At 73.2% G+C, this 23427-nt stretch carries 18 protein-coding genes; 6 read left to right on the forward strand and 12 right to left on the reverse strand.

All coding sequences use genetic code 11. The features are described 5' to 3' along the window. Window positions 1-74: 74 nt before the first annotated feature. From ASF78_RS14535 to ASF78_RS14560, 6 genes are all read right to left on the reverse strand, one after another. Window positions 75-2408: a glycoside hydrolase family 31 protein gene (locus ASF78_RS14535; RefSeq protein ID WP_056590642.1), complete on the reverse strand. Its 2334-nt coding sequence runs from the start codon at window positions 2406-2408 to the stop codon at window positions 75-77. Window positions 2409-2438: 30 nt separating this feature from the next. Continuing rightward, window positions 2439-4394: an endonuclease/exonuclease/phosphatase family protein gene (locus tag ASF78_RS14540; RefSeq protein WP_056590645.1), complete on the reverse strand. Its 1956-nt coding sequence runs from the start codon at window positions 4392-4394 to the stop codon at window positions 2439-2441. Window positions 4395-4451: 57 nt separating this feature from the next. Then, the gene (locus tag ASF78_RS14545) at window positions 4452-4958 is read right to left on the reverse strand and encodes an NUDIX domain-containing protein (protein ID WP_056590648.1); all 507 of its coding nucleotides are present in this window, start codon (window positions 4956-4958) and stop codon (window positions 4452-4454) included. Window positions 4959-4965: 7 nt separating this feature from the next. Then, window positions 4966-6768, reverse strand: a complete 1803-nt coding sequence (locus ASF78_RS14550; RefSeq protein ID WP_200940609.1) for a biotin carboxylase N-terminal domain-containing protein — start codon at window positions 6766-6768, stop codon at window positions 4966-4968. A gap of 208 nt (window positions 6769-6976) precedes the next feature. After that, window positions 6977-7456 (reverse strand): hypothetical protein, encoded by a 480-nt coding sequence (locus tag ASF78_RS14555; RefSeq protein WP_056590651.1) that lies wholly within the window; start codon window positions 7454-7456, stop codon window positions 6977-6979. Window positions 7457-7577: 121 nt separating this feature from the next. Then, window positions 7578-8213: a nucleoside triphosphate pyrophosphatase gene (locus tag ASF78_RS14560; protein WP_056590654.1), complete on the reverse strand. Its 636-nt coding sequence runs from the start codon at window positions 8211-8213 to the stop codon at window positions 7578-7580. Window positions 8214-8398: 185 nt separating this feature from the next. Between ASF78_RS14560 and ASF78_RS14565 the strand changes: the two genes are divergently transcribed. After that, complete coding sequence (locus ASF78_RS14565; RefSeq protein WP_235518587.1) at window positions 8399-9085, forward strand: vitamin K epoxide reductase family protein; 687 nt, start codon at window positions 8399-8401, stop codon at window positions 9083-9085. Window positions 9086-9136: 51 nt separating this feature from the next. Here the strand turns inward: ASF78_RS14565 and ASF78_RS14570 are convergent, their stop codons facing one another. The 4 genes from ASF78_RS14570 to ASF78_RS14585 form a co-directional block, all read right to left on the reverse strand. Beyond that, window positions 9137-10789 (reverse strand): DUF885 domain-containing protein, encoded by a 1653-nt coding sequence (locus tag ASF78_RS14570; protein WP_056590975.1) that lies wholly within the window; start codon window positions 10787-10789, stop codon window positions 9137-9139. Between the two features lie 117 nt (window positions 10790-10906). Then, window positions 10907-11137, reverse strand: coding sequence for an acyl-CoA carboxylase subunit epsilon (locus ASF78_RS14575; RefSeq protein ID WP_055917885.1), 231 nt, complete (start codon window positions 11135-11137; stop codon window positions 10907-10909). Continuing rightward, the gene (locus ASF78_RS14580) at window positions 11134-11709 is read right to left on the reverse strand and encodes a hypothetical protein (protein WP_056590656.1); all 576 of its coding nucleotides are present in this window, start codon (window positions 11707-11709) and stop codon (window positions 11134-11136) included. The genes ASF78_RS14575 and ASF78_RS14580 overlap by 4 nt, the downstream gene beginning before the upstream one ends. After that, window positions 11706-13328 carry an acyl-CoA carboxylase subunit beta gene (locus ASF78_RS14585; protein WP_369816335.1) on the reverse strand — a complete coding sequence of 541 codons (1623 nt, stop codon included), beginning with the start codon at window positions 13326-13328 and terminating at the stop codon, window positions 11706-11708. The genes ASF78_RS14580 and ASF78_RS14585 overlap by 4 nt, the downstream gene beginning before the upstream one ends. A gap of 96 nt (window positions 13329-13424) precedes the next feature. Between ASF78_RS14585 and ASF78_RS14590 the strand changes: the two genes are divergently transcribed. Both ASF78_RS14590 and ASF78_RS14595 read left to right on the forward strand, forming a co-directional pair. Beyond that, window positions 13425-14294 carry a biotin--[acetyl-CoA-carboxylase] ligase gene (locus ASF78_RS14590; protein ID WP_056590659.1) on the forward strand — a complete coding sequence of 290 codons (870 nt, stop codon included), beginning with the start codon at window positions 13425-13427 and terminating at the stop codon, window positions 14292-14294. Window positions 14295-14308: 14 nt separating this feature from the next. After that, complete coding sequence (locus ASF78_RS14595; RefSeq protein WP_056590662.1) at window positions 14309-15385, forward strand: adenylate/guanylate cyclase domain-containing protein; 1077 nt, start codon at window positions 14309-14311, stop codon at window positions 15383-15385. A 37-nt stretch (window positions 15386-15422) separates the two neighbouring features. Here ASF78_RS14595 and ASF78_RS14600 read toward each other — a convergent pair whose 3' ends face one another. Then, complete coding sequence (locus ASF78_RS14600; RefSeq protein ID WP_056590665.1) at window positions 15423-16403, reverse strand: DUF2332 domain-containing protein; 981 nt, start codon at window positions 16401-16403, stop codon at window positions 15423-15425. A 215-nt stretch (window positions 16404-16618) separates the two neighbouring features. Here ASF78_RS14600 and ASF78_RS14605 point away from each other — a divergent pair, with 215 nt between their 5' ends. Beyond that, entirely contained in the window at window positions 16619-18376 is a 1758-nt protein-coding gene (locus tag ASF78_RS14605) for an HNH endonuclease (RefSeq protein WP_162243366.1), read from the forward strand. Between the two features lie 141 nt (window positions 18377-18517). On the opposite strand, the gene ASF78_RS14610 is transcribed toward ASF78_RS14605, so the two are convergent. Further along, complete coding sequence (locus tag ASF78_RS14610; protein ID WP_056590672.1) at window positions 18518-19267, reverse strand: SOS response-associated peptidase; 750 nt, start codon at window positions 19265-19267, stop codon at window positions 18518-18520. 81 nt (window positions 19268-19348) lie between these two features. Between ASF78_RS14610 and ASF78_RS14615 the strand changes: the two genes are divergently transcribed. Beyond that, window positions 19349-20650, forward strand: coding sequence for a multidrug effflux MFS transporter (locus ASF78_RS14615; RefSeq protein WP_082495070.1), 1302 nt, complete (start codon window positions 19349-19351; stop codon window positions 20648-20650). A gap of 251 nt (window positions 20651-20901) precedes the next feature. Continuing rightward, window positions 20902-23421 (forward strand): Ig-like domain-containing protein, encoded by a 2520-nt coding sequence (locus ASF78_RS14620; RefSeq protein WP_056590675.1) that lies wholly within the window; start codon window positions 20902-20904, stop codon window positions 23419-23421. The last annotated feature ends 6 nt before the right edge of the window (window positions 23422-23427 follow it).

Raw genomic sequence — 23427 nt, forward strand, 5'->3', positions numbered from 1 at the left:
GCCGGGCGAACCCGACATGGGTCTCGTTCTGAGCCTCTGAACGGGCACCCAGGTCGGGTTCGACCTGGGGTCACTCAGGTGCGGGCCAGCAGGAGCTCGCCGACGGCCGTGGACAGCGGGCTGTCCAGGTCGAGGGACTGCAGGTGGCTGATCCGGACCGACAGGGGGGCGTCCGACGTGGCGATCTGGTGGATGCGTGACTTGAGGTCGTAGCCGATCTGGGCGCGGTCCAGCAGCGTGAAGAGGCGGCCGGCCACGTCGTTCGCGATCGGCTGGGCGTCCGGGCCCAGGTGGACCGTGAGCGAGCTGCCGACCGGGACGTCGTCGACGGTGACCGAGACGCGGTCGTCGCCGCGCACGACGCGGCTCGCGTACCCCGGCACCTCCGGTGAGCCGTCGGACGCCAGGAACGTCACGGTCCACGTGCGGGTGGCGGGCAGGCAGTCGACGGCCCCCTCGGCGGGATGCACCGTGAAGGCACCGTCGGAGTACGTGAGCGTCGTGCGGGCCACCCCGTCGTCGGTGCCGTCGTCCTCGACCAGCGTGAACGACCCGTCGGCACCGACGACGACGAGGACCTCCAGCGACGCCGGGTTCACGGGGTCGTTGCCCGGGACCGCGGCGCCGTCGAGCGGGACGATCGCGCCGGCGGCGGCGAGGACGGGGATGCTGGCCAGGTCACGGTGCAGCAGGACCTCGCGGCCGCCGTCGTAGACGACGCCGGTGAACACGTCGACCCACGTTCCTGCGGGCAGCCAGGCGCGGACGGAGGCCAGCCGGGTGTGCCGGTCGGTGGGGGACGTCAGGGGCGCCACCAGCAGCTGGTCGCCGAACAGGAACTGGTTCGGCTGGTCGTATGCCTCGGGGGCGTCGGGCCACTGGTGGTACAGCGGCTCCACCAGCGGCCGACCCGCGGCCGCGCGGTGGTTCATCGTGTGCAGGTACGGGACCAGGCGGTGCCGCAGGCGCAGGTGCTCGGTCATGACCGCCTGCGCGGCGGGCTCGAACGTCCACGGCTCCTTCGTCGTGAACGGGTTGGCGCCCGAGTGCAGCCGCAGGATCGGGGAGAACACCCCGAGCTGGACCCAGCGGGTGGCCAGCTCGTCGTCCTTGCCGCCGAACATGTGGCCGCCGACGTCGTGGCTCCACCAGCCGTAGCCGATGTTCGACGCGGTGGCCGTGAAGTACGGCTGGAACGCCAGGGACGCCCACGAGATGACGGTGTCACCGCTGAACCCGACGGGGTAGCGGTGGCTGCCAGGACCGGCGTAGCGGGAGAACGTCAGCGGCCGACGGCCGTCGCGCGCGCTGTCGAGGAAGTGGAAGTGGTTGAGCATCCACAGCGGGTCGATGCCGGCCACGCGCGAGTGCGGGCCGGACTGCCAGTCGAGCCACCAGAAGTCCACGCCGTCGGCCTCCAGGCCGCGGTGCAGGACGTCGAAGTAGGCGTCGAGGAACGCGCGGTCGGTGACGTCGAACGGGATGGGGTCTCCGTCCTGCGTCCCGAGCGCCGCAGCCATCGCGGGGTAGGCGTCCTCGTGCGGGCGGACGCCGTCGGCGGGGTGCACGTTGAGCGTCACGCGCAGACCGCGCTCGTGCACGGACGCCAGGAACGCCGCCGGGTCGGGGAACAGGGACCGGTTCCACGTGTAGCCGGTCCAGCCGCTGCCGAGGGCGGGGTCGACGTCGGTGACGTGCCAGTCCATGTCGATCACGGCGACGGAGAACGGGATCCCCTCGTCGTCGAACCGGTCCAGCAGCGCCGCGTAGGTGTCGGAGGTGTACCGGTGGAACCGGCTCCACCAGTTGCCGAGCGCGAACCGGGGGAGCAGGGGGGTCCGGCCGGACACCGCGTAGAACGCCTGGAGCGCGTCGCGGTGGTCGTGCCCGTACGCGAACACGTAGAGGTCGGTGCGGGACCCGTCGCGCGGGGCCACCCAGCCGTCGTCGAGGAGCATCGACCGGGAGTCGTCGAGGACCGCGAAGCCCTGCCGGGAGACGATGCCGGGCTCCAGCGGGATGGCGCCGTCGGCCAGGTCGAGGGTGCGTGCCGTCCCGCCCAGGTCGGACGGTTCCTCGCCGAACCGCCACACCGAGTGGTACGAGCTGACGCCACCCAGCACGGAGACGCTCAGGCCGCTGGTGCTGAACGGTCGGCGGTCGTAGACGAGGTGGAACCGGGCGGTGCGGACCTCGACGTGGGTGTCGGTCTCGACCACCCGGAAGTCCGGCACGGGCAGGTCCCGGTGCAGGGCGAACGTCGACGCGCGGTCCTCGAAGACACCGTCCGACGAGTGCTCCAGCCGGACCAGGCCGTCGGTGAGCACCGTGATCCGGTACGTCGGTCCGACGACGACCGCGCGCGGGTCGGCGACGGGGCGGGAGGGCAGGGGCTGGCGGGACGTCATGCGACCCAGTGTCCCCCGGCCCGACGGGTGTCAGTCGATCGTGAACTCGGCGACGACGGGGCGGTGGTCCGAGTAGGGCGTGATCGAGACGGACGTCGTGCTGAACGTCACGCCCTGCCCGAACACCCAGTCGATCTTGTGCTCCGGGTCGCCCGCCGGTGAGGTGAGCAGCTCCGACTCCGACGGCACCCAGCCGGCGGCCTCCAGCAGCTCGATCTCCCGCCAGCCCGGCTCCGCGTTGAAGTCGCCCGCCAGGAGTGCGGGTGGCGTCACCGGCTCCGCCTGCGCCAGGGCTTCCAGCTGGTCCAGCCGGGTCGGCGTGTTCGACTCGCGGTGCTGGGTGTGGATCGACGTCACGCGCAGGGGTGTGCCGTCGGCGGTGGTGAGAGTGGTCGACAGTGCGGACCGGCTCTGCGGGCCGGCACCGTACGGCAGGGCGTGGACGACGACGTCGGTCAGCTCGGAGCGAGCCAGGACCGCGTTCCCGAACTGGTGGTCGGCCGCAGGCGCGAAGTGGATCGTCATGTCGAGGCGGTGCGCCAGCCACGTGGCCATGTCGGACCCGCCGCCGAACACCCAGCCGCGCTGGACCTCCTGCAACGTGACGACGTCGGGGTCCTCCGCCTCGATGGTCGCGGCGATGCCCTCCAGGTCCACGGCGGTCAGCGGCGAGACGCCGTAGTGGAGGTTCCAGTCGACCAGCGTCAAGGGCTCGTCGGCGGCGCGCTCCGGCACGTCGGACCCGGTGGTGCTCGTCGTCGACGGCACCAGGCCGACCACCGCGAGGACGACCGCGGGCAGGATCAGCAGCCGGACGGAGCTCGTGCGTGCGGGCAGACGGTCGGGGCTGGTGATCGCCGGGACGGCCCCGGGCGTGCGGCGGCGCAGGCCGGACAGCGCCAGGCCGAGCGCAGCCAGGACCATCACCCAGACGTTGTCGACGGGCAGCGGGACGTCGTAGTCGAGCATGTAGAGCAGCAGCGGGCCGATGGTGCCGAGCCCGACGACGACCGTCGCAGCCCCCGTGCGAGGGATCCCGCGCGGAGCGGGTCGGTGGGCGCTGAGCGCCGCGGAGAGCACGATCCCGAGCGTGAGCTGGAGGACGACCACCGCAGCCAGCGCCGCGATCCCCGTGAGCCACAGCGCGCACGCCACCCCGGCGACGAGCAGCACCGCGGCGGCCACGCGCACCCCACCCGGCCACGGGTCGGGTCGCAGCAGGGTCCAGGCACCGAGGGCGTTCGCGACGACGACGACGAGCCCCGCCCACCCGAGCGCGACCCCGGACTGCGACGCCACGAACGCCGGGTTCGCGACGATCATCGCGGCGAGCGCCAGGAACAGCCCGAGCACCCACAGCCGCCGCGGACGACCGGTCGCCTCCGCCGACGACGCGGCCGTGAACGCGACGAGCCCGCGCGCGGTCACGACGACGCCGACGGCGAGCACGACGGCGACCACCCAGCCGGTCCAGCCGTCGCGCCACACCGCGTCCCACGTCCCCAGCACCAGCTGGAGCCCGACGGACAGGCCGCAGCCGATCACCAGCCCGATGGCCGCCTGCCGGCCACCGGCGGGGCGTCCCGCGACGAACGCGACCGCCAGGGTCAGCACCCCCACGGCCACGGCGACGGCGACCAGCCCGACGACGAACAGCGCCCCGCCGTCGAGGGCCTGCACCACGAGGCGCAGCACCCCGAGCACGCCCGCGCCGACGAGCAGCGTGCGGGCGTCCGGGGTGCCCGACGTCCGCCCCACGACGAGCAGCAGGAGCGCCGCCACCAGGCCGGCCGACGCGTAGGTGCCCAGCGCCGTGAGCGCCGCCTCGACGACCCCGGCGGCGAACGCCCGGTCCAGCAGCGGGCCGCTCGCACGGATCATCTCGACGCACATCACCGTCAGCAGCGCGACGAGCCACACCCGCGTCGGGGTGCCGGCGTCGGGGGGCGTCCGGACGGCAGGGTCGGCGGGCGGGGTGGACGTCACGCGCGCGAGATTACCCCGGCGGGTGCAGGTCGGTGCCCGCGGGCGGCCGGCCGTCGGTCAGGATCCCCCGAGTGCCACGAGCCGGTCGCGCAGCCGGGGCCAGGCGACGGCGAACGCGGGGAGCAGGGGCAGGTCCGCCACCTCGTCGAGCGGCACCCACCGCAGCTCCACGCTCTCGGCGTCGGTGACCGTCGGGTGGACCGGTCCGATCTCGTCGGCGATCACGGTCGTGTAGGACCAGTCGTCGTGCTGCAGGACCCGTGACTCGCGCAGGCGGACGCTCACGCCGTCGATCCCCGCCTCCTCCTCGGCCTCGCGCAGCGCCGCGTGCTCCGGCGACTCGCCCGGCATCCGCGCACCGCCGGGCACACCCCACGTCCCGCCCTGGTCGCTCCAGAGCGCCCGGTGCTGCAGGACCACGGCGACCGGGGTGCCGTCGGCGTCGCGACGCACGAGGAGCAGCCCTGCGGCCCCGTGCAGCCCCCAGTGCCGACGCCCGCACGCGCACTCCACCCAGCCGTCGCCGGGCTGGCGTTCGCGGTGGACCGGTGGCGCGTCGCTCACGCCCGGATCAGCCGACGATCTCGCAGATGGCCGTGCCGGCGCTCACGCTGGAACCCACGCCCGCGGACAGCGCGGTCACGGTGCCGGCGCGGTGCGCCACGAGCGGCTGCTCCATCTTCATGGCCTCCAGCACGACCACGAGGTCACCCTCGGCCACGGTCGCGCCCTCGGCGACGGCGACCTTGACGATCGTGCCCTGCATCGGGGAGCTCAACGTGGTGCCGTTCCCGCTGCTCGCGGCGCGCGCCACGCGGCGGACGGGCCGGCGGGCGGACGGCCCGGACGAGCCGCGACCGGCGCTGCCGGGTCCACGGCCGAGCCCGGCGAGCGCGGCGGGCAGGACGACCTCGAGCCGCTTGCCGCCGACCTCGACGACGACGCGCTCCAGCGCGGCCGGCTCGTCGTCCTCGTCCTGCGCCGACTCGGGTGCGGCGCTGAGCGCGGCGACCGCGTCGGCGAACTCCGTCTCGATCCAGCGCGTGTGCACGGAGAACGGCTGGGCGGGGTCGGTCGGGGCGAACGCCTCGGCGTCGAGCACCGCGCGGTGGAACGGGACGACCGTCGGGATGCCGACGACCTCGAGCTCGGCCAGGGCGCGACGGGCCCGTGCGAGCGCCTGCGGCCGGTCGGCGCCCGTGACGATCACCTTGGCGATCATCGAGTCGAACAGGCCCGAGACGCTGTCGCCCTCGACCACGCCGGAGTCGACCCGGACGCCGGGGCCCGACGGGAACCGCAGCCGCGTGATCCGGCCGGGGGCGGGAAGGAAGCCCTTGCCCGGGTCCTCGCCGTTGATGCGGAACTCGATCGAGTGGCCGCGGGACTCCACGTGGTCGTAGCCGAGCGGCTCGCCCGACGCGATGCGCAGCTGCTCACGGACCAGGTCGACGCCGCTGATCTCCTCGGTGACCGGGTGCTCGACCTGCAGCCGCGTGTTGACCTCGAGGAACGAGATGATGCCGTCGGCGGAGACCAGGAACTCGCAGGTCCCCGCCCCGACGTACCCGGCCTCGCGCAGGATCGCCTTCGACGACTCCACCAGCTGGGTGTTCTGCGCGTCGGTGAGGAACGGTGCGGGCGCCTCCTCGACCAGCTTCTGGTGCCTGCGCTGCAACGAGCAGTCGCGGGTGGAGACGACGACGACCGTGCCGTGCTGGTCCGCCAGGCACTGCGTCTCGACGTGCCGCGGACGGTCGAGGTACCGCTCGACGAAGCACTCGCCGCGCCCGAACGCCGCCACGGCCTCCCGGGTGGCCGACTCGAACATCTCGTCGATCTCGCTCGACTCGCGGGCCACCTTCAGGCCACGACCGCCGCCGCCGAACGCCGCCTTGATCGCGACCGGCAGGCCGTGCTCCGCGACGAACGCGTGGATCTCCTCGACGCCCTGCACGGGGTCGGGCGTCCCGGCGACGAGCGGTGCGCCGGCCCGCTGCGCGATGTGACGTGCGCTGACCTTGTCCCCGAGGGCGTCGATCGCGGCCGGCGGGGGACCGATCCAGATCAGGCCCGCGTCGAGGACGGCCTGCGCGAAGCCGGCGTTCTCGGCGAGGAAGCCGTAGCCGGGGTGCACGGCGTCGGCCCCGGAGCGGCGCGCGACGTCGAGCAGCTTGGCGATGTCGAGGTACGTCTCGGCCGCACGGGCTCCGTTGAGGGCGAACGCCTCGTCGGCGACGCGCACGTGCAGGGCCTCCCGGTCGGTGTCGGCGTACACGGCGACGGAGGCGATCCGGGCGTCGCGACAGGCACGGGCGATGCGGACGGCGATCTCACCGCGGTTGGCGATGAGGACCTTGGAGATAGCGGGCACGGCTCACCGTAACGCCCTCGGCGATCCGCACCGACGCGCGCGCGGCGTGCCCGGGCAAGACTGTCGATCCGGCCAAGGTCGTCGGGGGCTCCTTGTAGGGATCCTCAGGCGATCGGCCTGTGCGGCCCTCTCTGCCGCGAGGCGGTTGTCCGGTCACCACAACAGAACGAGCCCGGCCCCCTGAGGGACCGGGCTCGTGCGGCCTGCGTCAGACGCTCGCGAGACGGTTCTGGTCGGCCGGTGCGGGAAGGACCGGCTCCACGGGAGCGAGGCGCCGCAGGGCGAAGCCGACGAGGGCGAAGACCGCGCCGATGCCCACGACGAGGGCCGCGACACCGAAGGCGACGACCGACGTGAACAGCGAGGCCCGCAGGAAGGAGCCGTTCATCGCGACGGCGCGCAGCGGGTCCTCCTTGTCGAGCTCGGCGTACGTCTTGCCGCCCGTCGCGTCGAGGGCGTGGTGGTTGATGATGTCCGCCTGCGCGAACGCCTCCCACGGTGTGTCGACGGTCTGGCCGCCGAACGCGGCGGCGTCGTCGGAGACCGTGATGTTCTCGGCGGCGAGGTGGGACGAGACGGCGCTCCAGGTGACGCCTCCCGCGATGATGAACACGGCCCCGGCGATGATCGCCAGAAGGCCGGAGATGCGGACGAAGCGGTTGCTCGGTGCTACCGGCTGAAGAGACATGGTGGAGTCCTCGGGTGCCCAGAGCGGGCCCGGCCAACCCGGGCTCCGATGGGCCTCTCGGGCTGGCCCACGACTCGATCGTCGCCTGCGGACCAGGTGCCCCGTTAGGGACCTTGGTCACTCAGCGCCACAGGTCCGGGATGCTCACGCCGACCTCGCCGAGGAGCTCGCGCAGCAGCGGCAGGCTCAGGCCGACGACCCCGTGGTGGTCGCCCTCGATCCGCTCGACGAACGGGCCGCCGAGGCCGTCGATCGTGAACGCGCCCGCCACCGCGAGGGGTTCACCCGTCGCGACGTACGCGTCGATCTCCGCGTCGGACAGGTCCGCGAACCGGACCGTCGTCGACGACGTCGCCCCGAGCATCGCCGGCACGTCACGCTCGTCCATCAGCCAGTGCCCGGTGTGCAGCACGCCGGAGCTCCCGCGCATCAGCCGCCACCGCTCGGTCGCCTGCGCCGCGTCGGTGGGCTTGCCGTAGATCCCGCCGTCCAGCTCCAGCATCGAGTCGCAGCCCAGCAGGAGCAGGTCGTCCGCGTCCTGGAGGTCGGCGGGCAGGTTCCGGGACACGTCCTCGACCTTCGCCTGCGCGAGCAGCAGCACCGCGTCCGCCGGCTCCAGCGTCCCGAACCGCTCGCCCGCGGCGGCCAGGACCGCCTCCTCGTCGACGCCCGAGACCGCGACGAGGGGCTCGATCCCCGCAGCGAGCAGGGTGGCGCGACGGGCGGGCGAGGCGGAGGCGAGCAGCAGTCGGGTCACGGGTGGGGAGCCTAGTTCGCCCCACCGGAGAGCGAGAGCACGACCTGCCGACGAGGCCGGCGTCCGAGAGAGGACCTCCGACCCGTGCCCCGGGCACAGGGTGTCAGGGCACAATGGGCGCGCTGTGGTCGGGTGCGGCGGGCGGTACCGCCGGTCCGAGGTCACGAGGGACACGAGGAGAGACCGTGGGTGACGCGACGAGGTCGTCGGCCGAGGAGCTGGACGACGACATCGACGAGTTCGACCACGTCGATCCCGACCCCGACCTGCTCCAGCCGCCGTCGCACGCCTGGCGGGCCCGGACCGCGATCGAGATGATCATCTCCGGCGCGATCGGGCTGTTCGCGTCGTTCGTGCTCTCGATCGAGGCGCTCACGCTCGCGGCGGACCCGGACGCGACCCTCGGGTGCGACTTCAACGCCGTCATCAGCTGCGGCAAGGTCGCCCAGAGCCCCGAGGCGACGCTGTTCGGGTTCCCCAACGCGTTCCTCGGCATCGCCGCCGAGGCCGTGGTCATCACCGTGGCGGTGGCCGTCCTGGGACGGGTGGTCTTCCCGCGCTGGTTCATGCTGGGCGCCCAGGCGATCTACACGCTCGGCTTCCTGTTCGCCTGGTGGCTGTTCTTCGTGTCGTTCTTCGGCATCGGTGCCCTGTGCCCGTGGTGCCTGCTCATCACCGTGACGACGACGCTCGTGTGGGCGGGCCTGACCCGGTTGAACGTACGCGAGGGCGTGATCACGTTCCCCGGTCGCTGGGGTCCCGCCGCGCGGCGGTTCGTGGACCACGGCAACGACTGGTTCGTCACCATCGCGCTCATCGTCCTGCTGGCGGTCGCGATCCTGGTGAAGTACGGCTCGATCATCCTCGCCTGACGGCGGACGCGCGGAGGGCCGGTGGCGTCCGCCACCGGCCCTCCGTCGTCGTCAGCCCGCGAACGCGGTCCGCAGCACGTCCAGCGGCAGCGCACCCATGCTCAGCGCCCGGGCGTGGAAGGCGCGACGGTCGAACTCCTCGCCCTTCGCCTCCGCCTCGGCCGCCGCGGCGTCCCGTGTCTGCTCCCAGAGACGCTGGCCGATCTTGTACGACGGCGCCTGCCCCGGCCAGCCCAGGTACCGGTTCCACTCGAACCGGATGAACGCCTCGGGCATGTTCACGTTGGCCTTGAGGAACTCCCAGCCCTTGTCGGCGTCCCACGTCCCGCCGCCCCACTCCTCGGGTGCCTCCAGCCCGAGGTGGACGCCCAGGTCGAACACCACGCGCGCGGCGCGCATGCGCTGGCCGTCGAGCATGCCGAACCGGTCGCCCGGGTCGTCGAGGAAGCCGAGGTCCGCCATGAGGCGCTCGGCGTACAGGGCCCAGCCCTCGCCGTAGCCCGACGTCCAGCACGCCAGCCGACGCCACGTGTTCAGCGTCGCGCGCTGGAACACCGCCTGACCGATCTGCAGGTGATGGCCCGGGACGCCCTCGTGGTAGACGGTCGTCTTCTCGCGCCACGTGTTGAACGTCGTGACCTCCGGCGGCACCGACCACCACATGCGGCCCGGACGGCTGAAGTCGTCGCTCGGCCCCGTGTAGTAGATGCCGCCGTTCTGCGTCGGCGCGATCCGGCACTCCAGGGTGAGCACCGGGACGGGGATGTCGAAGTGCGTGCCGTCCAGGGCCTCGATCGCCGCGTCCGACGTCGCCTGCATCCACGCCTGCAGCGCGGCCGTGCCGTGCAGGGTTCCCGCGGGGTCCTCGTCGAGCTTGGCGACGGCATCCGCCACCGTGGCGCCCGGCCCCGCGATCTGCGCGGCGACCGCCTCCTGCTCGGCGACGACGCGGGCGAGCTCCTCGAGCCCCCACCGGTACGTCTCCTCCAGGTCGACCGTCGCGCCGAGGAACGCCCTCGACCACAGGGCGTAGCGCTCGCGGCCTGCCGCGTCCTCCTGCGGGGCCTGCGGCGACAGCTCGTCGCGCAGGAACGCCGCCAGGGTCGCGTACGCGCCGCGCGCCGCGGTCGCACCGTGCTCCAGCTCGGCGCGGACCAGCGAGCAGGCGGCCGACCCGTCCAGCACGGCGTCGACGTCGGCGCCGGTGACGAAGGTCGTGAAGAACGACGTCGCCGGGTCGGCCAGCTCCGCGGCCTGCCGGGCGGCCTCGTCGACCTGGCGGACGGCGGCGACGGCACCGGTGCTCGCGGCGAGCCGGAGCGACTCGATGTAGCCGTCGACCGCGAACGGCAGCGCGTTCAGGCGGGCGGCGATGTTGGACCAGGCCTCGACGTCACCGGTCGGCATGACGTCGAAGACGTCCCGCAGGTTCTGGACCGGGCACGCGATGTTGTTCAGGTCGCGCAGGAACTCGCCGGCCTCGTGCAGCTCGAGCTCCAGGCCGAGCCGCTCCCGCATCGCGGCCAGCGTGATCTGGTCGATCTCGTCCGTCGGGGCGGCGCCGTCCAGCGCCTGCAGGGTGCTCCGGGTGAGCTCCGCACGGGCCGCGAGCCCGGCCGGCGAGTGGTCGGTCATCTCGTGGTCGTGCCCTGCGATGCCCATGCTGGTCGCCGCCAGGGGGTCGAGGGTCGCGTACTGGGCCATGTACGCCTCGGCGATCGTGTCGATCGGGGAGGGTGCGCGCTCCGTGAGCGCGTCCGGGGTGGTGGGCGTCGTCGTCACCCGCTCGACCCTACTCGTCGGTACCGGCGATCCGAGGGCTCAGGCGCGCAGGCTCCAGCGCCACGCGTCCGGGCCCGGGCGCAGGCCCACACGGCTGCCCCGCATCGTCCGGCGCCGGTCCGCCCACGGCGCCGCGACCGCGTGGTCCCGCTCCTCGGCCAGCCGGGCGCGCTCGGACGCCGCCGCCATCAGGCCCGCCACCAGGGCGGCCAGCTCGAGGTCGTCCGGGGTGCCCCGGACCACCTGGACGTCTGCGTCGCGCGCGCTCATGAGCTCCCCGTCACGTCGTCGCCGTCGTCGTCCTCGTCGTCGTCCTCCTCGAACGCGACCGCGGCTCCCCGGGAGGCACCCCACTCGCCGACCTCGAACCCGGCGTCGACCAGCCGCTGCGCCAGGTCCGCGCCCCCCTGCTCGACGACGTCCAGCACGGACTCCAGCGACAGGTCCGACGTCCCCGGCGGCGGTCCGACGACGAACCCGAGGTGGAACGTGTCGAGCTCGGCGTCGCTGCGCGGCCCGTCCGCGTCGCCGTGCTCGTCGTCGCCCCACGACATGCCCGTGAGGTCGGCGTGCAGCCCCAGACGCTCGTGCAGCAGGTCGTACAGCTGCGCGTTCAGGCCGCCGATCTCCGACTCCAGCACCAGGATCCGGGGGTCCTCGTCGGCCTCCCGCGACCCGAACTCGGCGCGGACGCCGACCGCCGCGTCGACGTACCCGTGCAGCGCGGCGGACAGGGCCGCGACCGCTGCGTGCAGGTCCGTCGCGTCGACGCCGACCAAGGGCTCCGGGCCGTGGGCGGGGTCGTCGTGACCGCCGTGCTCGTCGTGCTCGTGCTCGCTCACAGGGGGATGTTCCCGTGCTTCTTGGGGGGCAGGCTCGCGCGCTTGGTGCGCAGCAGGCGCAGCGCCTTCGTGATCTCGGTGCGGGTCTGCGACGGCGGGATCACCGCGTCCACGTACCCCTTGTCGGCCGCGTCCCACGGGTTCACGATCGCCTCCTCGTACTCGGCCGTCAGCCGCCGCCGCTCGGCCTCGACGTCGCCGCCCGCGTCCGCGACGGACTTCAGGGCGCCGCGCTGCAGGATGTTCACCGCACCGCCGGCACCCATGACGGCGATCTGCGCGGTGGGCCAGGCCAGGTTAACGTCGGCGCCGAGCTGCTTGGAGCCCATGACGATGTACGCGCCACCGTACGCCTTGCGGGTGATGACGGTGACGAGCGGGACGGTCGCCTCGGCGTACGCGTAGATGAGCTTCGCGCCCCGCCGGATGATGCCGTTCCACTCCTGGTCGGTGCCCGGCAGGAAGCCCGGCACGTCGACGAACGTGAGCACCGGGATGTTGAACGCGTCGCACGTCCGCACGAACCGGGCGGCCTTCTCGGCGGCGTTGATGTCGAGCGTCCCGGCCATCGCCAGGGGCTGGTTGGCGACGATCCCGACCGGGTGCCCCTCGACGTGCCCGAAGCCGATCAGCACGTTCTTGGCGTACAGCGGCTGGACCTCCAGCAGGACCCCGTCGTCCAGCACGTGCTCCAGGACCGTGCGCATGTCGTACGGCTGGTTGTCCGAGTCGGGCAGGAGCGTGTCGAGCTCCTCGTCGACCTCGCTGACCTCCAGGTCCGCCTCGTGGTCGAACGTCACCGGGTCCGTCAGGTTGTTCTGCGGCAGGTAGATGAGCAGGGACCGCACGTAGTCGAGGGCGTCGTCCTCGTCGGACGCCATGTAGTGCGCGACCCCGGAGCGGGTGTTGTGCGTCGTCGCGCCGCCCAGCTCCTCGAAGCCCACGTCCTCGCCGGTGACCGCGCGGATCACGTCGGGGCCCGTGATGAACATGTTGGACGTGCCGTCGGCCATCACGATGAAGTCCGTCAGCGCGGGGGAGTACACCGCACCGCCCGCCGACGGGCCCAGGATGAGGCTGATCTGCGGGATCACCCCGGACGCGGCGACGTTGCGACGGAAGATCTCCGCGAACTGCGTCAGCCCCGCCACGCCCTCCTGGATCCGGGCGCCGCCGCCGTCGCTGATCCCGATCAGCGGGACCCCCGTGCGCAGCGCCAGGTCCATCACCTTGGTGATCTTCTGCCCGTGCACCTCGCCCAGGCTGCCGCCGAAGACCGTGAAGTCCTGCGAGTAGATGCACACCGGGCGGCCGTCGACCGTGCCGTGCCCGACGACGACGCCGTCGCCCGGGATGCGCTTCTTGTCGAGGCCGAAGTTGGTCGAGCGGTGCCGGACGAACGCGTCGAGCTCGGTGAACGAGCCCGGGTCCAGGAGCTGCTCGATGCGCTCACGCGCGGACCGCTTGCCGCGCGCGTGCTGCTTGTCGACGGCTCCCTGCTCGGCCGCCTCGGCCGCCTCGTAGCGGTCCGCGAGGTCGGCCAGCTTGGCGGCCGTCGTGCGCGGGGCCGTCTCGACGGGCTGCTGGGGGCGAATGCCGTGATGGTCCGTGTCAGTCACCCGACCGAGGCTAGTTGTCGGAGCCCGACATGCACGTGCAGGCGGATCACGGTGTTGGTCGCGTCGGGGTGTCGGGTTCCCACAAGAAGGTCCATCATGTTCGCTGTGCCCACGCCGCCCCTCCTTCGCGTCGCCGAGCTCCGCGACCTCCTGCTCGCCCCCGCCGGGCCGCTGACCCGGGTCGAGGTGGTCGACGTCACCGGCTCCACCAACACCGACCTCGCCGACGCCCTGCGCGCCGACCCGGCGTCCTGGCCCGACGCGAGCGTGCTCGTCACGGAGCACCAGACCGGCGGTCGAGGGCGCGCGGGCCGCACGTGGGAGACACCCGCCGGGACCGCGCTGACCTGCAGCTTCGTGGTGCACCCCCCTGTCCCCGCCGCGGCCTTCGGCTGGATCTCGCTGCTCGCCGGCCTCGGCGCCGTCAACGCGCTGCGGGCCACCGCAGGCGTCGCAGCGACCCTGAAGTGGCCGAACGACCTGCTGGTGCCCGCCGACACCGAGGTCGAGGGCTGGGGCTCCGCACGCAAGGTCGGCGGGATCCTCACGGAGGTCGTCGCCCTGCCTGCCGGGCAGCCGCCCGCCGTCGTCATCGGGATCGGGATCAACGTCCTGCAGAGCGCCGACGAGCTTCCCGTGGACAGCGCGACGTCGCTCGCGCTCGCGGGCGCGCAGCACGTCGACCGCGAGGGGATGCTCGTCGCGCTCGTCGCCGCGCAGCTCGAGGTGGCGCAGCGGTGGCGGGACTCCGGTGGTGACGCCGTCGGCTCCGGGCTCGCCGACGAGGTCGCCGCCGTGTGCAGCACGCTCGGATCGCGGGTGCGCGTGGAGCTCCCCGGGGACACCTCGGTGAGCGGTGTCGCCGCCCGGATCGACGACGACGGCGCCCTCGTGGTCGTCGACGACGACGGCGTGCCCCACCGCGTCCTCGCGGGTGACGTACGCCACGTCCGCACCGCTCGGTGAACTACCCTCGACCCGTGCCGGACGATCGATCGCAGGACCTCGACTTCCTCGAGTCGACGGTCGGGGAGCTCGACGCCGAGCTGCTCGGCGGCCCCCGCACCCTCAGCGCGCACGACCTGGCCGAGCGCGCCGGCATCGACATCGACGTCGTCCGCGGCTTCTGGACCACCATGGGCCTGCCGCACGCCGACCCCGACGAGCCGGTGTATACCGAGCGCGACGCCGACGCGATCGACCGCGCCGCCGCCCTCGTGCGCGAGCACGGGCTGGACCTGCGCACCGTCCTCACCGTGACCCGCGCCCTCGGGCACACCTCCGACCGGCTCGCCCTGTGGCAGGTCGAGGCGCTCGTCGAGGACATGGCCGGCCGGTACGAGCTCGACGACACCTCCGCGCGGCTGCTCGTCCTCGACCGGCTCGCGTCCCTGGCACCCGTCCTCGAGGCGCAGCTGGTCCACTCCTACCGGCGCCAGCTCGCCGCGATCGCCGGCCGCTACGCCGCGGAGTTCGGCCAGCTCCGCGACCCCGGGCCCGACCGCTCCGTCCTGCCGCTGGCACGCGCCGTCGGGTTCGCCGACATGGTCTCGTTCACCCGCCGCACCGCCGGCCTCGGCTCCACCGACCTCTCCCTGTTCGTGCAGCGCTTCGAGGCGGCCGCCCGCGACGTCGTCTCGGCCAACGGCGGCCGCGTCGTCAAGACCATCGGCGACGCCATCCTCTTCGTCGCCGACAGCGCCGCCACCGGTGCCGTCATCGCGCTCGGGCTCGCCGACGCCCTCGGCAAGGAGCTCGACGTCGACCGGGAGACCACGACCGGAGGGCTCTTCGAAGGCGCCCGCGGAGTCACTCCCGTCCGGGTCGGGCTCGTGTGGGGGCGCGTCCTGTCGCGGTTCGGCGACGTCTTCGGGCCCGACGTGAACCTGGCCGCGCGGCTCACCGACATCGCCGACCCCAGCACCGTCCTCGTCGACGAGGCGACCGCAGCCGTCCTGGCGGCCGATCCGCGGTTCGTGCTCGAGCCGCGGCCCGCGCGCCGGCTGGCCGGGATCGGGTCGGTGGCACCGGTGCGGCTGCGGTCCGCCGAGGCCTGACCTCCTCCTCACGCGTCCGGCGCTCCCGTCGTCCGGCTCAGGCGTCGAAACCGGTCAGGGAGCGCCCGTGGGGGTCGGCGTAGCCGCGGGCCACGCCGTCGACCACCACGACGAAGCCGTGGCCGCCCGAGCCCGACGCCAGGTGGGCGGTCGTCGGGAGAGCGCGTGCACCCTCATTGCTGATCCAGTGGCCGGGCAACGTCCTGACGACGTCGACGAACGCTTGCCGTGCCCCGGCGTCCAGGTACGCGAGGACAGCACTGTGGAAGACCACGAGCGTCGCATCGGGCGGAGCCTCGGCCGCGAGAGCGGGAAGAAGATCCAGCAGGTCACCGGGCACGATGCGTGGCGGGTCACGGCGCGCGACGTCGAGCGCGGCACGCAGGCGGGTGCGGCGGTCGTCGTGCTCCGGCCACACGAGCGTCTCCAGCCAGGCGCACGCGTCGTCGTCCTCGACGTCCACAGGGTGCAGGTCGATCCCGGCGCGCCAGGCGACCTCGGGCAGCCGGCTCGGGATGGCGACTCCTGGACCGACAGCGCAGGGCAGCACCACGTCCGAGGGGCCGCCGCCGGGATCGAGAGAGGTGCCGTCGTCATAGCGATAGGAGTACCGGTCGGGCAGCAGGCAGAGGCCCGCGGCGGCACCGACCTCCAGGAGGGCGAGCGGTTGAGGCAGCTCCGCAAGGAACGGCAGCAGGACCGCGCAGCGGTTCGGTTCGTTGGTCTGGGTGGCACGGGCGAGGATCGTGGCCCGCACGTGCGGCCACTGCTCGACGAGCGTTGCCCGCAGGACGTCGTAGGTTCCTCGAGCGCCGTGCCAGCGAGCCGCCGCGAACACGAGGTTCGGCTGGCGCTTGCCCTGCGGCAGCGTCGCCAGCAGGTCGGCGACGACCGCGTCGTGGCAGACCCCGCGCGCCCACGCCTCGAAGGTCGGGGAGACGCCGCGCGCCTCGCGCTCACCGAATGCGCGGTACGTCTCGATGACGGGGTCGGTGCCGGGATGGGTCGTCCGGTCCATCGGCCCAGGATGCCTGACATCGTTCGGTGCACCGCGCCGGGGCATCGGTGCCTGCCTGAACCGAGCCGGTACCGGGTGGCAGCCGACGAGTGGGTGTGGTCACGTCGCACTCGTGATTCAAGGTGCCCTGTGGGCGGCTCGGTGAGGCGCCTGTGGATATGTTTGTGCAGGTCAGAGGCTTGATCTGCCTCTCGACGACGTCTAGACTCGTACACATGTTCGAGATTGCAGTGGGAGTGTGTGAGGTGGCGGTGCGGGTGCGCGACGTCACCTCCGAGCTCGCTGCCGCGGCCCGGGCGAGCGCGTCCTGGACGGCATCGGATCGGGCCTCTGTGCTCGGCGCGGTCCGGGCCGCGCAAGCTGCCCTGGCCGAGGCGCACGGGTTCGTCCTGGTCGCGGACCGGGCTGCCGGGGATACCCAGCGTCCGGGTGATCGGTCGTTCGAGGCGGCGCATGCCCGGGTGTCACGCTCGGGGCTGGGGGAGGCGGCGCGGGTGGTGCGGCAGGCCGACGCGCTGGTCTCGATGGGAACGGTGGCGGCCGGGGTGCGCGACGGGTCGGTGCCGTTGGGGCACCTGGATGCGTTGGCGCGGGTCGCGGCGACCTCGACACCGGAGGTGGCGGCGGTGCTGCGGGTCCCGGACGTGCAGGCCACGGTGGTCGCGATGGCCAGGTCGCAGTCAGCGCCAGACTTCGCGAGGTCGTTGGCCCGGTTCGTGGCGGCCAAGGATCCGGCCGGGTTGCAGAGCGCGCATGACGAGCAGCACCGGGAGCGGTTCTTCTCGATGTCGGCCCAGCCGCACGGGGTGTTCCTGAAGGGTCGCCTGGACCGGGTCGCCGGCGAGAGCCTGCGGATCGCGTTGGACGCGATGGGGCAGATCCCCGACGAGACCCGCTCCCCAGGGCAGGCGTCCGCGGACGCGTTGGTGATGCTGGCGGAGAAGGCCTGCGCGGGCAGCAGCGGCACACGTCCCGCAGGCGGATCCCTCTCTGACGCGCGGCACCTGGCTGTCGCCGACGCGAGTGCCGGTGCGGGTACCGCAGGTGGTCGTGCAGGTACCGCAGGTGCGGGTGCTGGTGCGGGTACCGCAGGTGCTGGTGCGGGTACCGCAGGTGCGGGTGCTGGTGCTGGGACCTTCGATGCGACCGGCATGCCCGGGACCGCGACCGCGGGCACGGTCAGCCGCCCGCACCTGTCGTTGCTCGTGCCGGCCGAGACCGTGGCCGAGCTGATCGCCCACCAACGCGCCCTCGACGCGGCGACCGCAGCCGCGGCCGCGGACCAAGCTCTTCTGGTCGACGGGTCCGCGGGGGCCGGCACGGTGCCGCCGGGTGATCCGGTGCGGCGGGTGTGCGCACCGATCGACCTGCCCTGGGCGCCCGTGGCCCCGGCGACGTTGGAGGACGGGACACCGGTGGCGATGTCGGAGCTGGCCCGGGCGTTGTGCGAGGCGGAGATCACCCGGATCGTGATGACCGCCGAGTCCTTGCCGCTGGACGTGGGGCGCACCAAGCGGTTGTTCACCGCCGCGCAACGCCGTGCGGTGGTCGCCCGCGACGGGCAGTGCGTGTGGAACGGGTGCGACCAGCACGCCTCGCGCTGCGAGGTCCACCACGTGCGCTGGTGGGACCGCGACACCGGCCCCACCTCCGTCACCAACGCCGCCCTGCTGTGCCGCTACCACCACAGCCAGACCCACCGCCTCGACCTGCACATCCAACGCCTCGAGAAACCACCCGGCTGGACGAGACGACAACAAGCCAAAGCAGCCCGCGCTACCACCATCAGGAATCCCAGCGACCCCGCGATGCTCGGCGACSCCGCGATGCTCGGCGACCCCGCGATGCTCGGCGACCCCGCGATGCTCGGCGACCCCGCGATGCTCGGCGACCCCGCGATGCTCGGCGATGCTCGGCGACCCCGCGATGCTCGGCGACCCCGCGATGCTCGGCGACCCGGCACGGCCCGTTGACCGAGCGGGGCGTAGCGCCGCTGGAGGCTCGGTCCAGCCCACGGCCAGCCGCCAACCCCTGCGCTACGTCTTCCGCAACCGACGCGGTGACATCGTCAACACGCCCGGCGGTTCGGTGGGGTAGCCCGGCGGCGGCGAGCTCTATGCCGGCTCGTCCTCGGGGTCGATCTCGTCCACGAGGGACGGGCCGTTGTTGGCGACGGTGTTGACGGCTGTGGAGACGGGGGTGGCGACGATGTCCGGGCCTGGCATCTCCAGCAGCTCGCGGGCTCCGTCGGCGCCGACGGCGGGGTCCAGCCAGGCCGACCAGGCCTCGGAACGCAGCATCAAGGGCTGGCGGTCGTGGATGTGGGCGTGCTCGTCGGAGGCCGGGCGGGTGATGACGGTGGCGCTGACCACCCAGCGCGCGGGGTCGTCGTCGGCCTTCGTGGGGTCCTTCCAGAACTCGTACAGGCCCGCGAGCGCGACGAGGTCGCCGTCGGCGGGGTGCAGGTAGAAGGGTTGCTTGCGCTTGCCTGCGGGCCCGGGCCCGCCGGGTGCAGCCTTCTTCCACTCGTAGTAGCCGTCGGCGGGCAGCAGCGCGCGGCGGACGGCGAACGGGCGGGCGAACGCCGACTTCTCCTCGAGGGACTCCACGCGCGCGTTGATCATCCGGCTGCCCACCGAGATGTCCTTGGCCCACGACGGCACCAGACCCCAGCGGGCCACGCGCAGCTGCCGGGTGATCTCGCCGGTCTCCTTGTCCGCCCGCTCCACGACCATGCGGACGCCGTCGGTGGGAGCGACGTTCCATGACGGGCCCAGCAGTCGGACGTCGTCGGCGACGGTCGCGATGGCGAACTCGTCGGCCAGCGCCTGGTCCTCACGGAAGGAGGCATATCGACCACACATGGGGACCAGCCTGCCAGGTGGGGCTGACATCACACCGCGCTGGGATCGAATCGATTCGTTTCTTGTGGGAGAATCGGTTCAATGACCTTGCGCACCGCCACCTCCGCCGCGACCAGCCACGAGCCCGTCGCAGCTGTCGTGCCTCCCGCCGTCGGTCCGGCCACCGACCCCGCGGCCCCCGCGCAGTTCCGCCCGAACGCCAAGTACGTGCTGATGCTGGGGTTGATGTGCGCCCTGCCGGCCGTGTCCACGGACATGTACCTGCCGTCGCTGCCGGACGTCGCGCGCGACCTGAACACGTCGGCCACGGCGGCGCAGCTGACCATGACGGCGATGCTCATCGGCGGTGCCGTCGGACAGCTGGTCATCGGGCCCCTGTCGGACCGGTTCGGTCGGCGCAAGCCGGTGCTGATCGGCGTGGTCCTGCACGTCATCACGTCCCTGCTGTGCGCGATCGCGCCCGCCATCGTGCCGCTCATCGCGCTGCGCACGGTGCAGGGCTTCTTCAACGCGTCGGCGACGGTGGTGGCGATGGCGATCATCCGTGACCGGTTCGTCGGCGCCGACGCGTCCCGGCTGATGTCCCGGCTCATGCTCGTCATCGGGGTCGCGCCCCTGTTCGCCCCGTCGCTGGGCGGGGTCATCGCCGGACAGTGGGGCTGGCGGTCGGTGTTCGTCGCGCTCGCCGGGTTCGGCGTCGTCCTGTGGGTCGTCGTCTGGCGTCGGCTGCCGGAGACGTTGCCGCGCGAGCGGCGACGGCAGGGTGGGCTGCGGACCGCGGTGTCCGGCTACCGCTCGTTGCTCCGGGACCGGCACTTCGTCGCGCTCGCCATCCTGCCGGGACTCGGCATGGCCGTGCTGATGAGCTACGTGGTCGCGTCGCCGTTCGTGCTCCGCGAGGGTTACGGGCTGTCGGCGACCGAGTTCTCCCTGCTGTTCGCCGTCAACGGGATCGGTCTCGTGCTCGGCGCCCAGGTGAACGCGTCCCTGGTGCGACGGGTCGCCCCGATCCGGATCGTGCGCGTGGTGCTGCCGCTCTCGCTCGGCCTCACCGGTGTCCTGCTCGCCCTCGCGTTGACCGGCTGGGGCGGCCTGATCGCGCTGCTCGTGGTGCTGTGGCTGATCCTCGCGCTCGTCAACTTCGTCCCGCCGAACGCGTCGGCGCTGGCGCTCACCCGGCACGGGGAGATCGCGGGGACCGCCGCCGCGGTCATCGGGTCCCTGCAGGCCGGTGTCGCCGGCCTCGTGAGCCCGCTGTCGGGCCTGCTGGGCGGCGACGCGGTCGCGATGGCGGCCGTGATGGTCGGCGCGTCCGTGGCGGGCCTGCTCGTGCTGGCGCTGGCCACGCCCGCCTACCGCCGCGACGGGGCCTGGGCGGTCTGACCGACCCGCGCGGGACTGCTCGCGCTGGTCGGTCCGCGACGGCGCCTGGGCCGTCCGAGGGACTGCGCGCGCGGCGGCCCACGGCTCGCCGACCCGTTCGGATGACGTTCTGACCAGGCATTCCGCCTGTCGTCGGACATAGCGCCCGAGGGACACGTCCGGCCCTGCCGCGCGACCGCCGTCGGCCTTAACGTGCCCGTCGCGCACCTCAGGAAACGGGGTGCGCACGGCCCCGGAAGGACCGACCCGCCATGCTGCGTCGCCTCGTGCTCAGCCTCCTCGTCGCCGTGCTCGCGCTCGGCGGTGCGGCGGTGCCTGCCGTCGCGTCGGGGAGCGCCGACCTGTTCCCGCGGGTGGGCGCCACGGATCCCGCGTGCGACGCCACCCACCCGTGCCGGGCCGCGCTCGAGTGGCGGACCAACGCGTACGGGCCGGCGGGGGACACCCAGATCCAGCGGCGGACCCTGTTCACCGTGTTCGCGCGGGCGGGTGAGCAGATCCTCACCGGGTCGTCGTCGATCGGGACGGGCAGCGCCGACATCGCGATCTGGAACCCCGGCGTGGTCACGGACACCGAGGCGGCGACGCTGCCGACCGTGGTGGACGGCACCAACGGGTTCAGCTGCGCGGCGCACCGACCGGACGCCTCGAGCCCGGTCGGGAGGCTCACCACCCGCGCCCAGGAGCTGGCGGGTGCGCAGTCGGTCGACGGCACCCAGAACACGTCGGGCTACGTCCCGTGCGTGTACACCGCTGCGACGACAGGGCTGTACCGGGTGGCGTTCACCGGAGCCGCGGGGACCGGCAACGCGGCTGACGGCACCCCCGACCGGCACCTCGACCCCACGGGTGGCTTCCTGGCGGCGGCGGGCTCGTCGATCAACGCGTGGGACGTCACCGTCCGCGCTGGCACCGACCCGGCCTCCGTCGCCGACCTGCCCGGGCGGACGTTCACGTACGTGCTCGCGGGCTTCACCGGCGGCAACCCGCGGCCGGTCACGATGCGGCTGTTCCTGAACACCCTCGACGGCTACCGCTACTCCGTCGACACCCACGGCTTCGACCCCAACGGTTTCGTCTTCTACGGCAACCGCGCGGGCTTCCTCGACGCCGACGGGACGACACCGCTCAACCACGACGTCGTCGGCACGGGCACCGACCCGCAGACGCTCCCGACGCTGCTGGGCGGCGTGCACCTCGCGCCGCCGGAGTACCCGTTGTCGTTCGAGCCGCTGGCCACGGAGACCCTCGCGGCGCTGGGCATCCCCGCGACCCCGGTGCCGCCGACGCTCAGCGCGGTCGACTTCACCGGTCGCGCCACGGACCACGGCAGCTACGTCGGCCAGGGCGGGACCTTCACGCTGGACGCCGGGTCCGGCGGGACGTACGAGGTCGTCATCTCGCGCGACGGCGTCGACTTCGACCCGGGCCTGCCCGGGAACCGCGCCCTGCGCGGGATCGTGCCCGCGGGGACGTTCACCGTGACGTGGGACGGCGACGACAACGCCGGTGTCGCGCTCCCGGTGAAGGACGACTACGCGGTGCGGGCGGTGCTGCGCGCCGGCGAGTACCACGCGCCGATGCTGGACGTGGAGAGCTCGACGCTCGGTGGCCCGAGCATCACGCTGCTCAACCCGCCGCTCGGCGTCTGCCCGTTCACGGGGGCGGCAAGCACCGGCACCAACTGCACGCGCGTCTTCTTCGACGACCGCACCTACGTCAGCAGCGCGGGGACACGGGTCGGCGACCTCACGTCGGGGAGCCTGTGCCCCGCGTTCGCCGGGGTGCTGCCGGCGCAGCTGTTCGCCGACCCCGTCGGCGGCGTCGACAGCACCGGTGCCGCCCGCGCGTTCGGTGACGGTGGCGGGCTCAACGCGAACCAGCACTGCCCCGCGACGGGCGGGACGCTGGGCGACGCGAAGGGCCTCGACCTGTGGACGTACTTCCCGTCGCAGCAGACGGCCACGTGGCTCGACGTGCTCCCCGTCCCGGCGGTCCCGGTCGCGGTCGACGACGCGGGCAGCACACCGGTCGGCACGCCGCTGGTCGTGCCCGTCGCGGGGGTCCTCACCAACGACTCGGGCACCCGGCTCACGGTGGTCGGCTCGACCACCCCGGCGCACGGCACGGTGGCGACGAACGGCGACGGCTCCTTCATCTACACGCCGACCCCCGGGTACACGGGGCCGGACCAGTTCGACTACACGATCACCGACGACTACGGGCAGACCGACGTCGCGACCGTGCGGATCACCGTGACGCCGGTGGCCCGCGACGACGACCTGGGCTCCGTCCTGGCCGGCTCGACGATCACGGGCCCGGTGCCCGGGCTGCTGGCCAACGACGCGGGTTCGGACCTCACGGTGACCGCCGTCGGCCCTCCTGCCCACGGCACGGTCACGGTGGCCCCGGACGGTCGCTGGACGTACACCGCGCCCGTCGGCTGGAGCGGCACGGACACGTTCACCTACACGGTGACCGACGCCGGAGGGCAGACGGCGGGCGCCACCGTGACGGTGCACGTGACGCCGCCTCCGCTGACCACGACGCTGATCCTGCCCGGCACCGTCCCGACGACCGCCGTGACCCCCACGGTGCGGCGGCCGACCGCCCTGGCGGTGACCGTCGTGGTCCGCACCGGTCGTTCCGAGGGGCTGGCGACCACCGGAGCCGACCCGGTGTCGGCCCTTCTTCTCGCGTTCTCGCTGGTGGGCGCGGGTGTGGCGCTGTCGGTCAGGCACCGTCGGCACAGCCGGCTCCGTCGGGACTGAACCGCA

It is taken from the genome of Cellulomonas sp. Leaf334, assembly GCF_001424195.1.
GTDB lineage: Bacteria > Actinomycetota > Actinomycetes > Actinomycetales > Cellulomonadaceae > Cellulomonas.

Bases quoted from the DNA above. Each gene is read 5' to 3' on its own strand.
- ASF78_RS14590 (WP_056590659.1), top strand. From the start codon at position 13,425: ATGTTCGCTGTGCCCACGCCGCCCCTCCTTCGCGTCGCCGAGCTCCGC.
- ASF78_RS14570 (WP_056590975.1), bottom strand. From the start codon at position 10,789: ATGGCCCAGTACGCGACCCTCGACCCCCTGGCGGCGACCAGCATGGGC.
- ASF78_RS14620 (WP_056590675.1), top strand. From the start codon at position 20,902: ATGCTGCGTCGCCTCGTGCTCAGCCTCCTCGTCGCCGTGCTCGCGCTC.
- ASF78_RS14610 (WP_056590672.1), bottom strand. From the start codon at position 19,267: ATGTGTGGTCGATATGCCTCCTTCCGTGAGGACCAGGCGCTGGCCGAC.
- ASF78_RS14555 (WP_056590651.1), bottom strand. From the start codon at position 7,456: ATGTCTCTTCAGCCGGTAGCACCGAGCAACCGCTTCGTCCGCATCTCC.
- ASF78_RS14600 (WP_056590665.1), bottom strand. From the start codon at position 16,403: ATGGACCGGACGACCCATCCCGGCACCGACCCCGTCATCGAGACGTAC.
- ASF78_RS14575 (WP_055917885.1), bottom strand. From the start codon at position 11,137: ATGAGCGCGCGCGACGCAGACGTCCAGGTGGTCCGGGGCACCCCGGAC.
- ASF78_RS14615 (WP_082495070.1), top strand. From the start codon at position 19,349: ATGACCTTGCGCACCGCCACCTCCGCCGCGACCAGCCACGAGCCCGTC.
- ASF78_RS14535 (WP_056590642.1), bottom strand. From the start codon at position 2,408: ATGACGTCCCGCCAGCCCCTGCCCTCCCGCCCCGTCGCCGACCCGCGC.